This window comes from Microbacterium sp. MMO-20, assembly GCF_037147735.1.
Taxonomy (GTDB): Bacteria; Actinomycetota; Actinomycetes; order Actinomycetales; family Microbacteriaceae; genus Microbacterium.
The window spans coordinates 289,307-302,706 of sequence record NZ_JBBCUU010000001.1; the positions used below are offsets into that span (position 1 = coordinate 289,307).

Consider the following 13,400-nt stretch of genomic DNA (forward strand, 5'->3'; position numbering starts at 1 on the left):
GGCCACGGCCGCCACGGTTGATTCTGTGACCTTCCACCTCCTCGCGCTCGCGCCCGCCGCGATCGGTCTGTGCTGTCTCGCAGCCGACCGTCGGCGGGCGCGTGCGATCGAGCTCGGCGCCGGGGTGCTCATGATGCTCGCGATGGCGGACGCCGCGATCACCGCCATCGTCCCGGCGGTGTTCTGGGTCGTCGCCCTCCTCGGCGGGGCCATGGCGCTCGCGGCCGCGCGCGGACGCGCGCGCGTGCGCGTCGCGGTCGGCGACATGACAGGCGGCGCCGCGATGGCTGTGCACTCCGCAGCGGGAATGGTCGTCATGGCGACGCTCATGCTCGCGATGACCGGCGGCGCACCTGCACCCGCAGCCTCGGCGCATCACCACACCGCCGCGCCCACCCTCGCCGTCGCCGCCCTCGTCGTCGCCTCGGCGTACCTCGTGGCATCCGTCGTCCTCGCGGCGAGGACGCACGGGGGGCTGGCGCGCGTTCAGTACGTTGCGATGGCCGGGTCCGTCGGGCTGATGTCGCTCTCCTCCGCGGGCTGACGCGCGGCCCGGTCGGCGACGATCGCGCGCACGGCATCCCTTCCCGCGCGGTTCGCGCCGACTGTCGATTGCGAAGGGCCGTAGCCGATGAGGAACAGCCGCGGCTCGTCGATCGCGCGTCCGTTCGCGACGCGGATCCCTCCCGCCGCGATGCGCAGCCCCAGCGGAGCGAGGTGGGCGATGTCGGCACGGAACCCCGTCGCCCACAGGATGACGTCGGCACGTTCGAGCGTGCCGTCGGGCATCCGGACGCCGTCCGGTTCGATGCGGGTGAACATCGGATGCCGCACGAGCACGCCGCGCGCTCGCGCCGACTCCGACCAGGCGGTGCGGTGCTGGCCGGTCACCGAGATGACGCTGCCGGGCGGTTCGCCCCGGCGCACGCGCTCCTCGACGCCCGCGATGGCGGCGATACGGGCGGCGGTGTCGAACTCCGCGGCATCCCACGTCACCTCGCGGCGGGTCACCCAGAACGTCTCGGCGACGTGCGAGATCTCGTCCAACAGCTGCACGGCCGAGATGCCCGCCCCCACGATCACCACGCGTCGGCCGGCGAACTCTTCGGCGCCGACGTAGTCGTGCACGTGCAGTTGCCGGCCGCGGAAGGTCTCGGCGCCGGGCGCGTGCGGCCAGAAGGGGCGCCGCCACGTCCCGGTGGCGTTGATGACGTCGCGGGCGGCCCAGACCTCGGCATCCGTCTCGACGAGGAGGCGCCCGCGTGGATCGTCGTCCTCGCGACGCACCGCGCGGACCGTGATCGGGCGGCGCACACGGAGGTCGAAGCGCTCCTCGTACTCCGCGAAATACGCAGGCAGGACGTCGCGCGCCGATGCGGCGGGGTCCGCCGGCGGTACGGGGAAGCCCGGCAGTTCGTGGATGCCGTTGACCGTCGCCATCCTGAGCGAAGCCCAGCGGTGCTGCCAGGCGCCGCCGGGGGCTTCGTCGTGGTCGATGACGACGAACGTCGGGCCGGGGCTCGCTGGAACGCCGGGGCTCGCTGGAACGCCGGGGCTCGCTGGGACGGGGGAGTAGCCGCGGCGGCGGAGGTGATACGCGGCCGAAAGTCCCGCCTGACCGGCGCCGATCACGACGACGTCCACGGGTTCGGGCTCCACGCACGATGCAACCGCCGCCCGGGCGCCGATGTTCCCCGCCTCCCGGCCGACCTCATGCGGTCCGGAGCCCGACCGGCGCGATGTCGGCGGCACGCCGTAGGCTGGTCGGGTGACCACAGCCCTCTATCGCCGCTACCGGCCCGAGTCGTTCGGCGAGATGATCGGGCAGTCGCAGGTCACCGACCCGCTCATGACAGCGCTGCGCAGCGACCGCGTCGGTCATGCCTACCTCTTCAGCGGTCCGCGCGGTTGCGGCAAGACGACATCTGCACGCATCCTCGCGCGGTGCCTCAACTGCGCGCAGGGCCCGACCGACACGCCCTGCGGCGTCTGCGACAGCTGCGTCGAACTCGGGCGTGGCGGGGGTGGGTCGCTCGACGTCGTCGAGATCGACGCGGCATCGCACAACGGCGTCGACGACGCGCGCGATCTGCGCGAACGCGCGATCTTCGCGCCGGCGCGCGACCGCTTCAAGATCTTCATCCTCGACGAGGCGCACATGGTCACGCCGCAGGGGTTCAACGCCCTGCTGAAGCTCGTCGAAGAGCCGCCCGACCACGTCAAGTTCATCTTCGCGACGACCGAGCCCGAGAAAGTCATCGGCACGATCCGCTCGCGCACGCATCATTACCCGTTCCGGCTCGTCGCCCCCGCCGCGATGCTCGCCTACGTCGAGGAACTGTGTACGCAGGAGGGCGTCCAGGTCGAACCCGGCGTGCTGCCGCTCGTCGTGCGGGCGGGTGGCGGATCGCCCCGCGACACGCTGTCGCTGCTCGACCAGCTGATCGCCGGCTCCGAGGCGGGTGCGGTGACCTACGCGCGTGCGGTCGCGCTGCTGGGGTACACGCACGCGGAACTTCTCGACGAGGTCGTCGGCGCCTTCGGAGCGCATGACGCCGGAGCAGCCTTCGCCGCCGTCGATCGCGTCGTGCAGACCGGTCAGGACCCGCGCCGCTTCGTCGACGACCTGCTCGAGCGCCTGCGCGACCTCATCATCATCGCCGCGACCGGCGAGGGGGCATCGGCTGTGCTGCGCGGCATCCCCGCCGACGAGCTCGAGCGCATGTCGCAGCAGGCAGCCGCGTTCGGCGCCGAGCGGCTCTCACGCATTGCCGACCTCGTCGTCGGCACGCTCGACGATATGTCCGGCGCGACGTCGCCGCGCCTGCAGCTCGAGCTTCTAGTGGCGCGTGTCCTCGCTGCGACATCGGCGGGCGTTGCGGCATCGGCGGCCGCCGCGCCGACCGCCGCTCCTGCTCCCGCTCCCGCTCCCGCCGCTCCCGCCTCTGCTCCCGCTCCCGCCGCTGTGCCGCCCACCGCGCGAGAGCAGCACGTCGACGCGACCGCGGAGGCACCCGCGGCGACTCCCGCACCCGCGGAACCCGCCCCGCCTGCAGGGCCTGTGACGTTCGACACGCTGCGCGACGCTTGGCCCGAGATCATGCGAAGCCTCGAGCAGGTGAGTCGCACGTCGTGGATGCTCGCGACCGCTGCGACCCCGCTCGGCTACGCGGATGAGGTGCTGACGCTGAGTTTCCGCAGCGCGGGTGACGTCGCCGCGTTCAAGAAGCTGGCCGGGGGCAAGGGCCCCAGCGAAGACCTGCGGGGAGCGATTCTCGGGGTGCTCGGCGTGCGGGTGAAGTACGTCGCGCGCCACGACGAGAACCCGACCGACCCCGGCTCGGGCGGACAGCCGCGACCCGGCGCCGGCTCTCCCGCGGGCCCCGCCGGCGGCGCGGCGGTGCCGTCCGCGGCGGCCCCCGCGGCGGCCGCAGCGCCGACCCCACCGGCGGGGGGAGCTTCAGTGCCGCCCGCGTCTGCGGGACGGGCTGCACCCGCGGCATCCGCACCGGTCACCGACTGGGTCGTGGCTGCGATTCCGGCGAGCGGCCCGGACGACGCCACTCCCGTGCCCTCCCTCGCGGTGGACCACGAGCCCGAGGATGCCGCTGCTGCCACCACGCGTACGCTCACCCTGCAGCGCGAGAGCGTGCACGAGCGTTTTCACGATGGTGACGTGGTGCCGCTGTCGGAGATCCCGCCCGACGACGAGAACGACACCCCACCGCCGCCGGATGACGAGGCTCCCGTGCCGCCGCGAGCGCCCGTCGCCGTCGAGCGGCCGACCGCGGAGCGTGCGGCACCCGTTGCAGGTCCCCGGGCGCCGCGAATGAACGGCATCGAACGCGTCGGCGAGGCCGTCGTCCGCCAGATCCTCGGTGCGACGTTCGTGCGCGAGGAACCATACGCGCAGCCCACGCGCTTCCACTGAGCGCCCCGACGGCCCTGATCCCTCCACCGCCCTGACCACCCCACCGCACTGACCACCCCGAACAAGAGGCCCGGAGAGTCCATGTACGACGGCATCGTCCAAGACCTCATCGACGAGTTCGGGCGACTGCCGGGCATCGGCCCGAAGTCCGCTCAGCGCATCGCGTTCCACATCCTGCAGACGCCGACCTTTGACGTGTCGCGGCTGTCCCACCTCCTGGGTGAACTGCGCGAGCGGGTGCGCTTCTGCGAGATCTGCGGCAACGTCAGCGAGCAGGATCGGTGCGCGATCTGCCGCGATCCGCGCCGCGACCAGACTCTCATCTGCGTCGTCGAAGACGCGAAGGACGTGTCCGCGATCGAGCGCACGCGCGAGTTCCGCGGTCTCTACCACGTGCTGGGTGGGGCGATCAGCCCGATCGCGGGCATCGGCCCCGACGACCTCCGCATCGCGCAGCTCATGCAGCGTCTCGCCGACGGCACGGTGCAGGAGGTCATCCTCGCGACGAACCCGAACCTCGAAGGCGAAGCGACGGCGACCTACCTCAGCCGGCTGCTGCACACGCTCGAGATCCGGGTGACGCGCCTCGCATCGGGGCTCCCCGTCGGAGGCGACCTCGAGTACGCCGACGAGGTGACGCTCGGGCGCGCGTTCGAGGGTCGTCGGAGCGTGTGATGGCGCGGCTGGCCGTTCCGCAGGGCGCAGTCCCGCACCACACGGTTTCTGCGCGCGCCTGGCTGCTCTATGCGGCGATGGCGATCCTCTGGGGCATCCCGTACCTGCTCATCAAAGAGGCGGTCGACTCGTTCTCGCCGGCGGCGATCGTGGCAGGGCGGACGCTGCTGGGCGCACTCATCCTGCTGCCCCTCGCGATCCGCCGGGGCGCGCTGCGGCCGGCACTGAAGCTCTGGCCGTGGGTTCTCGCGTTCGGCGCTATCGAGATGGCCGGGCCGTTCTTCCTCCTCGGCCATGCCGAGCTGACGCTGCCGTCCGGCCTCACGGGGCTGCTCGTGGCGACGGTGCCGCTGTTCGCCGCAGGCATCGCGCTCGCGCGCGGCGATCGAACGATGCTGTCGCCGGTACGGGGTGCGGGGCTCGGGATCGGATTCATCGGCGTCGGAGTCATCGTCGCCGGCCCGGGGCTCGCCGTCGCCGATCCCGCCCGCGCGCTCGGTGCCATCGGCGAAGTCCTCCTTGTCGCCTTCCTCTACGCCGTCGCACCGTTCATCGTCGCGACCAAGCTCGCGCGCGTGCCCTCGCTGGGCACGATCACCCTGTCGCTGTTCTGCGTCGGGATCGCCTACCTGCCGGTCGCTGTGCTCACCCAGCACGAGGTTCCCACCGTGCGCAGTACGGTATCTCTCGCGGCGCTCGGCATCCTCTGCACCGCCGTCGCGTTCCTCGCCTTCTTCGCCCTCATCGGCGAGGTGGGTCCCGCCCGTGCGCCGCTGTTCACGTACATCAATCCCGTCGTCGCGATCGTGCTGGGCGTCGTCGTGCTCGGTGAGGACCTCTCGAGCGGGCTCATCATCGGATTTCCCGTCGTGCTCGTCGGCTGCTGGCTCGCGGCGACCGGCGGTCGTGTGCGCCCGCGGCCGCTCAGGCGCGCAGACGCGTCCGCGCTCGAGTGACCCCGTTCAGCGTCGCCCGGAGCGGCTGGCCGAGGTAGATGCCGAGCGAGGCGCCGACCGCGAGCGCGACGCCGACGGTGGCCGCGCCCGCGAGTGTCACCGCGCCGGACAGCAGGAGCGTCGCATCCTCGCCCGACTCCACGATCGTAAGGAGACCCCGGAAGACTGCGGCGCCGGGCACCATCGGCAGGATCGCGGCGATCGTGACGGCGACGGACGGCACATGCAGCCGGAAGGCGATGAGTGTGCCCAGAAGACTCCCCGCGAACGCACCCGCGCCGCTCGCCGCCGCGACGTCGAACCCGATCGCCCCGGTTGCGGTGAACCCCGCCCATGCGACGAAGCTCAGGACCACGCTGATGACGACGATGCGCACTCCCGCCCCGTTGAAGATCGCCACGGCCACGGCGATGATCGCCGCCCCGACGAACTGCAACGGCAGTGGGCCGAGGGGGAGCGCCTGGCTCGGCGGCTCCATCGCGAACCCCAGCACGCGTGCCAGTTCGAGACCGAGCAGGATGCCGAGGACGACGCCGACCGTCTGCGTGACGAGCTCGAGCAGACGCCCGAGTGCGGTCAGCGCGAAGCCGTCGATCGCGTCCTGCGCCGCGCCGACGACCGTGAGCCCGGCGAGCATGAGAACGATCCCCGACGCGACGATGACCGATGGGCGTATGGTGGCCGCCTGCTCCCACCCCGTCCGCGCGAGGAGCGGAGTGAGGGCCGCGACGATCGTGAGGACGAGACCGCCGGCGATCTGGCTGAAGAAGTAGGGCACGCGGGCTCGTGCCAGCAGGTACTGCGTGAGCGCGGCGAGGGCAGCCGCCAGAAATGCCAGCGACATGTTCAGCAGGTTGACACCGAACATGATCGCGACACCGACGGCGAGCAGTGCCTGCGCGGCGATGATCACGGTGGGGCGGTAGCGGAACGGCGTGCGACGGATGTCGCGGCAGCGCAGCTCGGCTTCACCGAGCGGGATCCCCGTCGCGATCTCGGCCTGCAGAGCCTGCAGGCGCTGCAGCTTGGCGTGGTCGGGGGCGGCTCCGTGCACGACGCGCAGGGTCGTGACGGGAGCGCCGTCGCCCGCGCGGCCGGCCGTCGTGATCGAGTTGTAGGTGACGTCGACGTGCAGTGGGCGCATGCCGTAGGCATCGGCAACGCGCACGATCGTGCGCGTCACTTCGCTCGCGGGCGCCCCCGCCACGAGCATGGTCTCGCCCATACGCACCGCGAGTTCGATGACCTGTGTCGCGTGCGCCTGGTCGAGTACCGGGAGGACGGACGTGTGCGTGTCGAGGGCATCCTCGCGCACGAGGATGCTCCGAAACGCACGCGACAGCCGCCGCCGGGTCGGTGGGGCCGGCGTCGGCGGGAGGTGCGGGTCGGGCGAAGTCAGCGCAGCACCTCCACGAGCACGACCCACGAGACGAACAGTGCCGCCACGATCGCTGCGATCGCGCCGACGGCGGTCCAGACGAGCCCTGCGGGATCGGCGGCGAGAAGCAGGATGCCGCCGACGAGGTAGAGCGCCGGGGCGAGGAATGCGACAGCGGACTTCCCCGCGCGCAGGCGATTCTCCGGGTGCCGGTTCTGGAAGATGCGGACGGTCGCGTCCACCGCGAACACCGCCGCGACGAGGCTCGATACGACGACCGCGATCCCGAACGCCGGGGCGGTCAGAGCGGGGATGAGCCCCACCGCGCACACCACGATCGCGAGGACGAGCCCCGCGATCGCGGATGCGAGACGCGAGGTGAGGGCGGGCGCGGCGATGATCACCGTGATGTTGACGCTCGCCGCGACGATGACGAGACCTGCGAGGGCCGCTGTCGCGCCGAGCATCGCGACGTTGAACTCGTGCCAGGTGTCGAGGGCATCCATGGCCGCATCGTAGCGCGGTGGGCTGGCGTCACATGGCCGGACGGGCATCCGCCGCTCTCTACAATGGGCGAGGGCGCCGATGCGCCCGGCTGAGCGGCGTGGCATCCCCCTCCCGCTTCACACCACCACCGACCTACGCGGAGTTCCACACGTGGCGCTGATCGTCCAGAAGTACGGCGGGTCCTCCGTCGCCGATGCGGAGAGCATCAAGCGCGTCGCCAAGCGCATCGTCGACGCCCGGCGCGCCGGGCACGACGTCGTCGTCGCGGTCTCGGCGATGGGTGACACCACCGACGAGCTCATCGACCTCGCCGCGCAGGTGGCGCCGATCCCCGCGCCGCGCGAACTGGACATTCTGCTGAGCTCGGGCGAGCGCATCTCCATGGCGCTCCTCGCGATGGCGATCCACTCGATGGGCTTCGAGGCACGCTCCTTCACCGGCAGCCAGGCCGGGATGATCACGACCGCCGACCACGGGTCGGCACGCATCGTGGACGTCACTCCCGTGCGGCTGCGCGAAGCGCTCGACGAAGGCGCGATCGTCATCGTCGCAGGATTCCAAGGGTTCAACCGCGATACCCGCGACATCACGACGCTCGGTCGCGGTGGCTCGGACACGACCGCTGTCGCCCTCGCCGCTGCGCTCCAGGCCGACGTCTGCGAGATCTACAGCGACGTCGACGGGATCTTCACCGCCGACCCGCGCGTCGTGCCGAAGGCCCGCAAGCTCGATGTCGTCTCGGCGGAAGAGATGCTCGAGCTCGCCGCCAACGGGGCCAAGGTGCTGTACATCCGCGCGGTCGAGTACGCGCGCCGCCACGGAGTGATGATCAACGCCCGCTCCACGTTCAGCTCCGGCCGCGGCACGTTCGTGCTGGGCCCCGGCATGACGGTTCCCGAAAGCCTCGCTCCCGACAGCACAGAGGAGTCCTCCATGGAAGAGCCCATCGTCGCAGGTGTCGCCACCGACCTCGGTCAGGCGAAGATCACCGTGATCGGCGTGCCCGATGTCCCGGGCAAAGCGGCCGAGATCTTCACGGTTGTCGCCAAGTCGGGCGCCAACGTCGACATGATCGTCCAGAACGTGTCCGCGGCGGCGACCGGGCGCACCGACATCTCCTTCACTCTGCCCAAGTCGGATGCCGCGACGGCTCTGCGAGCCCTCGCCTCCGAGCAGGGCGGCATCGGCTTCGAGAGCCTCGTACACGACGACCAGATCGGCAAGCTGTCGGTCGTGGGTGCCGGCATGCGCACCCACTCCGGCGTCTCGGCGACCCTCTTCGAGGCGCTGTCGACGGCGGGCGTGAACATCGAGATGATCTCGACGTCCGAGATCCGGATCTCCGTGGTCCTCCGCGGCGACGATCTCGCCCAGGCGGCGCGCGTCGTGCACACGGCGTTCGGTCTGGATGCCGAGGTCGAGGCCGTCGTACACGCCGGCACCGGTCGCTGATAGCGCTTCTGCTTCGTTACCGCCGACTGAGCCAGTCGGCGAAGCGAGGGCCGAGAATGAGCGCGTCCGGGCCGGGGAGCGCAAGCCCGCGTCGCATGCCCCGCATCTGCGCCGACGGGATGTCGACGGGGAGCACCGGTCGGCGGTGGCCGGCGTGGCGCTCCCACTCCCGCACCATCCTCGAGAGCTGTTCCTCCTGGGGTCCGGCGATGTCGGTGCTTCGCCCCTGCGGATCGCCCTCCGCGAGGGAGACGAGGTGCGAGGCCACCGCATCGGCCGCGATCGGTTGCACACGCGCGCGCGGTGCGAGCTGGAGCGGACCGACCCTGGCCTGTGCGGCCACCTGACCGGCGAACTCGTGGAACTGCGTCGCGCGGACGACCGACACGGGGACCGATGCGCGGGAGTATTCCTCCTCCTGGGCGAGCTTGCCGGCGTAGTAGCCGTGTGGGATCCGGTCGATGCCGACGATCGACAGCAGAACGGCGTGCCGAATACCGGCGCGCTCCGCGGCGGCGAGGAGTGTGCCGGATGCCGCGCGGAAGAACGCCGTGGCATCCTTCGCGCTCATCGTCGCGACGCTCGCCGCGTCGATCACCGCATCGGCGCCGTCGAGCATGCCGACCAGTCCGCTCCCCGTGGCGAGATCGACGCCGACGGAGCGCGCGAGGACGACGGCATCGTGCCCTCGTCGTTCGACCTCCCTCGTGACGAGTCGTCCCACAGTGCCCGTTCCTCCCGCGATGGCGATCCTCATGCGTGCGTCCCTTCTCGTCCTGCGATGCGTGCGTTCATCTTTCCGACGACGCAGCGCGACAGAATGTGAGCACCGACCAGCGAAAGGGATGCCGGTGTCACAGAGTGCGCGCGTCGCGGAGATCGACCCGGCGGATCGCCGCGCGCTGTTGTCTGCTGCGTACCGGATGCTCGGCACGATGGCCGATGCGGAGGATGCCGTGCAGGAAGCGTACGTGCGTCTGCTCCGACTCGATCCGGCGGAGCGTGACGATATTCGCTCACCCGCCGCGTGGTTGATGCGCACGACGGCGCGGATCTGCCTCGACATGCTCGGTTCCGCGCGAGCCCGGAGAGAGCGCTACGTCGGCGACTGGCTGCCGGAACCGGTGCCCGCTGATCACTGGCCGGTCGGGGCGCAGTCCGATCCCGTCGACGTCAGTGCACGCGCGGAAAGCGTGTCGACGGCGCTGCTGCTGATGCTGGAGACCCTGACCCCCGCCGAGCGGGTCGTTCTGGTCCTCCACGACGCCTTCGCGATGCCGTACGCCGAGATCGCGACGGTCGTCGATCGCACACCGGCGGCATGCCGTCAGCTCGGCGCCTCGGCGCGAGCGCAGGTGGGGTCCCGCCGCGCCGTCCCCGTCCCAGCCGAGCGCCATCGCGCTGTCGTCGCGGCGTTCTCCGCGGCGGCGGCGACCGGCCGGCTCGAGGCGCTCGTGCGCGCACTCGACCCCGACGTCGTCCTCCGCTCCGACGGTGGCGGCGTCGTCTCTGCGGCGCGGCGCAGCGTGCGCGGCGCCGATCGGGTCGCGCGGTTCCTTCTCGGCATCGCCGCCAAGCACCCGACCGCAGCGTATGAACCCGTCGTACACGGCGACGGCGAGGGCATTCTGGTGCGTGTCGCGGGTGAGGTCGACTCGGTCGTGTCGTTCGCGACCGACGGCGAGCGCGTCACGGAGATCTGGGTGGTCCGCAACCCCGAGAAGCTGCGCCTCTGGTGACTCCCGTGCGGGCGAACCGACCGATGCAGGCTGAATCGGCAGGCATCCGCCGTCCTCCGGCAGATCGCCTGCGCTCGGCCCCGGTAGAATCGCCGAAACCCTCTCCACGCAAGGACCCGCCATGACCCGCATCTCTGATTCAGGACTCTCCGTCGCCGTCGTCGGCGCCACCGGCCAGGTCGGCACGGTCATGCGCGAGATTCTCGCGGAGCGCGCGTTCCCGATCCGTGAGCTCCGTCTCTTCGCGACGGCCCGCTCGGCAGGCCAGGCAGTGGAGTTCGGCGGAGCGACCGTCATCATCGAGGATGTCGCGACGGCCGACCCGGCGGGAATCGACATCGCCCTGTTCTCCGCGGGGGCGACCGGCTCGCGCGCCCACGCCCCGCGTTTCGCGGAGGCCGGCGCCGTCGTCATCGACAACTCCAGTGCGTGGCGCATGGACCCCGACGTGCCCCTCGTCGTCAGCGAGGTCAACCCGCACGCGGCCGTGAATCCGCCGAAGGGCATCATCGCGAACCCCAACTGCACGACCATGGCCGCGATGCCGGTGCTGAAGCCTCTGCACGAGGCCGCGGGGCTCGAGCGCCTCATCGTGTCGACGTACCAGGCCGTGTCGGGCTCGGGCCTCGCCGGGGCGCAGGAGCTGCTCGGGCAGATCGAGGGAGTTCTCGCGCAGAATCACACGCTCGATCTCGTCCACGACGGCTCGGCCGTCGATTTCCCGCAGCCGGAGAAGTACGTCGCGCCCATCGCGTTCGATGTGATCCCCTTCGCGGGCAACCTCGTCGACGACGGCGACAACGAGACCGACGAGGAGAAGAAGCTCCGCAATGAGAGCCGCAAGATCCTCGAGCTGCCGGACCTCCTGGTCGCGGGCACCTGTGTGCGCGTGCCGGTCTTCACGGGACACTCGTTGTCGATCCACGCAGAGTTCGCACAGGACATCACTCCCGAGCGTGCGCGCGAGATCCTGGCATCCGCCCCCGGCGTCGTCCTCGAAGAGGTCCCCACGCCGCTCCAGGCGGCCGGCAACGACCCGAGCTACGTGGGACGCATCCGCGCCGACCAGTCGGCGCCGGCCGGCAAGGGCCTCGTCCTCTTCGTCAGCAACGACAACCTGCGCAAGGGTGCTGCCCTCAACGCGGTGCAGATCGCAGAGCTCGTCGGGGCCCGCCTGGGCACCCCCGCTGCCTGAGTCGCAGAAGGCTTCGTGCGGGCCCGTCTTCACGGATCGGCAAGAACGCGGTTCCTTGACGGCGCAGGATGCCTGAAGCGTCCGCCCACGCCGGAAACGCGGCCTAGACTGGGACATCGTGAGTGAACCCGTCGACGTCGTCCTGATCGGCGGTGGCATCATGAGTGCCACCCTCGGAACCCTCCTGCACCGGCTCCAGCCGGACTGGAAGATCGTGGTGCTCGAGCGCCTCAGCGAGGTCGCCGAAGAGTCGTCGAATGCGTGGAACAACGCGGGCACGGGACACTCCGCGCTCTGTGAGCTCAATTACATGCCCGATGCCGCCGACCCGGCGAAGGCGATCAGCATCAACGAGCAGTTCCAGACGAGCCGCGAACTGTGGTCGTCGCTCGTTCGCGAGGGCGTGCTCGACGAGCCGAAGACATTCATCAACCCGACGCCGCACATGACGTTCGTGCGGGGCGAGAAGGATGTGGCGTACCTCAAGGCCCGCTACGAAACCCTCCGGCAGCAGCCGCTGTTCTCGACGATGGCGTACTCCGAGGACAGCCGCGTCATCAACCAGTGGGCGCCGCTGCTCATGGCTGGTCGCCGCAAGGCTGACGAGCCCTTCGCCGCGACGCGCGTGACGGCCGGCACCGACGTCGACTTCGGCGCCCTGTCGCGCCAGCTCTTCGCGCACCTCGAGAAGGACGGTGTCGAGGTCCTCACGAACATCGAGGCGAGGAAGCTGCGCAAGCGGAAGGACGGCACCTGGCGCGTCTCCTACCGCCACTCTCTCGGCAAGACGCCGGGCACGCTCGACGCCCGCTTCGTCTTCGTCGGCGCGGGTGGATGGGCGATCAAGCTCCTGCAGAGCTCCGGGATCGACGAGATCAAGGGCTATGGAGTGTTCCCGATCGGCGGCCAGTGGCTGAAGACCTCGAATCCCGCCGTCGTCGCCCGCCACCAGGCGAAGGTGTACTCGCAGGCCGCCGTGGGCGCGCCGCCCATGTCCGTCCCGCACCTGGACACGCGTGTCGTCGACGGCGAGACCTCGCTGTTGTTCGGGCCGTTCGCGACGTTCAGCCCGAAGTTCCTCAAGCAGGGGCACTGGTGGGACCTCATCACGCAAGTGCGCTTCTCGAACGTCTTCAGCATGCTGAAGGTCGCGGTCACGAACCTCGACCTCTTGAAGTACCTCATCGGCGAGCTGCTGAAGACCCACAAGGGCAAGGTCGAGAGCCTGCGCGAGTTCATGCCCACGGCCGATGCCGCGGACTGGGAGCTTCTGAATGCCGGTCAGCGTGCGCAGGTCATGGTCGGCGGCCAGCTCAAGCTCGGCACCGAGGTCGTCGCCGCGGCGGACGGCACGATCGCCGGTCTTCTCGGTGCATCGCCGGGCGCCTCGACGGGCGCGCCGATCATGCTGAACCTGCTGAAGACGTGCTTCCCGGAGCGAATGGCGCAGTGGGAGCCGGAGCTCGCGCGCCTCATGCCGAGCTACGGCATCCACCTCAACGACGACCGCGCGCTCGCCGACGCGACGCTCGCTGACACCGCCGGGGCTCTCGAGATCACCCGCTGA

At 70.7% G+C, this 13,400-nt stretch carries 12 protein-coding genes; 8 read left to right on the forward strand and 4 right to left on the reverse strand.

Features of this window, described 5'->3' with window-relative positions; translation table 11 throughout:
- The first annotated feature begins 25 nt into the window (after window positions 1-25).
- Complete coding sequence (locus WFI52_RS01505; protein ID WP_336625347.1) at window positions 26-544, forward strand: hypothetical protein; 519 nt, start codon at window positions 26-28, stop codon at window positions 542-544.
- Here the strand turns inward: WFI52_RS01505 and WFI52_RS01510 are convergent.
- Window positions 487-1,659, reverse strand: coding sequence for an NAD(P)-binding domain-containing protein (locus tag WFI52_RS01510; RefSeq protein ID WP_336625346.1), 1,173 nt, complete (start codon window positions 1,657-1,659; stop codon window positions 487-489). The two genes, WFI52_RS01505 and WFI52_RS01510, sit on opposite strands and share 58 nt — an antisense overlap.
- Window positions 1,660-1,768: 109 nt before the next feature.
- Here WFI52_RS01510 and WFI52_RS01515 point away from each other — a divergent pair, with 109 nt between their 5' ends.
- The 3 genes from WFI52_RS01515 to WFI52_RS01525 all read left to right on the forward strand — a co-directional run bounded on the left by WFI52_RS01515 (window position 1,769) and on the right by WFI52_RS01525 (window position 5,562).
- Complete coding sequence (locus WFI52_RS01515; protein WP_336625345.1) at window positions 1,769-3,931, forward strand: DNA polymerase III subunit gamma and tau; 2,163 nt, start codon at window positions 1,769-1,771, stop codon at window positions 3,929-3,931.
- 81 nt (window positions 3,932-4,012) lie between these two features.
- A complete protein-coding gene (gene recR, locus WFI52_RS01520) occupies window positions 4,013-4,606 on the forward strand; it encodes a recombination mediator RecR (protein ID WP_336625344.1) in 594 nt (197 codons plus the stop codon).
- Window positions 4,606-5,562, forward strand: a complete 957-nt coding sequence (locus WFI52_RS01525; RefSeq protein ID WP_336625343.1) for a DMT family transporter — start codon at window positions 4,606-4,608, stop codon at window positions 5,560-5,562. Before recR ends, WFI52_RS01525 begins: the two co-directional genes overlap by 1 nt.
- Here the strand turns inward: WFI52_RS01525 and WFI52_RS01530 are convergent.
- Together WFI52_RS01530 and WFI52_RS01535 are read right to left on the reverse strand one after the other, a co-directional pair.
- The gene (locus tag WFI52_RS01530) at window positions 5,531-6,877 is read right to left on the reverse strand and encodes a threonine/serine ThrE exporter family protein (protein WP_336625342.1); all 1,347 of its coding nucleotides are present in this window, start codon (window positions 6,875-6,877) and stop codon (window positions 5,531-5,533) included. The two genes, WFI52_RS01525 and WFI52_RS01530, sit on opposite strands and share 32 nt — an antisense overlap.
- A gap of 80 nt (window positions 6,878-6,957) precedes the next feature.
- Window positions 6,958-7,446 carry a hypothetical protein gene (locus WFI52_RS01535; protein WP_336625341.1) on the reverse strand — a complete coding sequence of 163 codons (489 nt, stop codon included), beginning with the start codon at window positions 7,444-7,446 and terminating at the stop codon, window positions 6,958-6,960.
- A 151-nt stretch (window positions 7,447-7,597) separates the two neighbouring features.
- Between WFI52_RS01535 and WFI52_RS01540 the strand changes: the two genes are divergently transcribed.
- Window positions 7,598-8,899, forward strand: coding sequence for an aspartate kinase (locus WFI52_RS01540; protein ID WP_336625340.1), 1,302 nt, complete (start codon window positions 7,598-7,600; stop codon window positions 8,897-8,899).
- Window positions 8,900-8,915: 16 nt separating this feature from the next.
- Here the strand turns inward: WFI52_RS01540 and WFI52_RS01545 are convergent, their stop codons facing one another.
- Window positions 8,916-9,656, reverse strand: coding sequence for an SDR family oxidoreductase (locus WFI52_RS01545; RefSeq protein ID WP_336625339.1), 741 nt, complete (start codon window positions 9,654-9,656; stop codon window positions 8,916-8,918).
- Window positions 9,657-9,744: 88 nt separating this feature from the next.
- On the opposite strand from WFI52_RS01545, the gene sigJ reads away from it, so the two are divergent.
- The 3 genes from sigJ to mqo all read left to right on the forward strand — a co-directional run bounded on the left by sigJ (window position 9,745) and on the right by mqo (window position 13,400).
- Window positions 9,745-10,638, forward strand: coding sequence for an RNA polymerase sigma factor SigJ (gene sigJ / locus WFI52_RS01550; RefSeq protein ID WP_336625338.1), 894 nt, complete (start codon window positions 9,745-9,747; stop codon window positions 10,636-10,638).
- A gap of 121 nt (window positions 10,639-10,759) precedes the next feature.
- Window positions 10,760-11,833, forward strand: a complete 1,074-nt coding sequence (locus tag WFI52_RS01555; RefSeq protein WP_336625337.1) for an aspartate-semialdehyde dehydrogenase — start codon at window positions 10,760-10,762, stop codon at window positions 11,831-11,833.
- Between the two features lie 118 nt (window positions 11,834-11,951).
- Window positions 11,952-13,400: a malate dehydrogenase (quinone) gene (gene mqo / locus WFI52_RS01560; protein ID WP_336625336.1), complete on the forward strand. Its 1,449-nt coding sequence runs from the start codon at window positions 11,952-11,954 to the stop codon at window positions 13,398-13,400.

Coding starts and splice junctions, on each gene's coding strand:
- WFI52_RS01525 (WP_336625343.1), top strand. CDS start 4,606: ATGGCGCGGCTGGCCGTTCCGCAGGGCGCAGTCCCGCACCACACGGTT.
- WFI52_RS01535 (WP_336625341.1), bottom strand. CDS start 7,446: ATGGATGCCCTCGACACCTGGCACGAGTTCAACGTCGCGATGCTCGGC.
- WFI52_RS01545 (WP_336625339.1), bottom strand. CDS start 9,656: ATGAGGATCGCCATCGCGGGAGGAACGGGCACTGTGGGACGACTCGTC.
- WFI52_RS01555 (WP_336625337.1), top strand. CDS start 10,760: ATGACCCGCATCTCTGATTCAGGACTCTCCGTCGCCGTCGTCGGCGCC.
- recR (WP_336625344.1), top strand. CDS start 4,013: ATGTACGACGGCATCGTCCAAGACCTCATCGACGAGTTCGGGCGACTG.
- sigJ (WP_336625338.1), top strand. CDS start 9,745: ATGCCGGTGTCACAGAGTGCGCGCGTCGCGGAGATCGACCCGGCGGAT.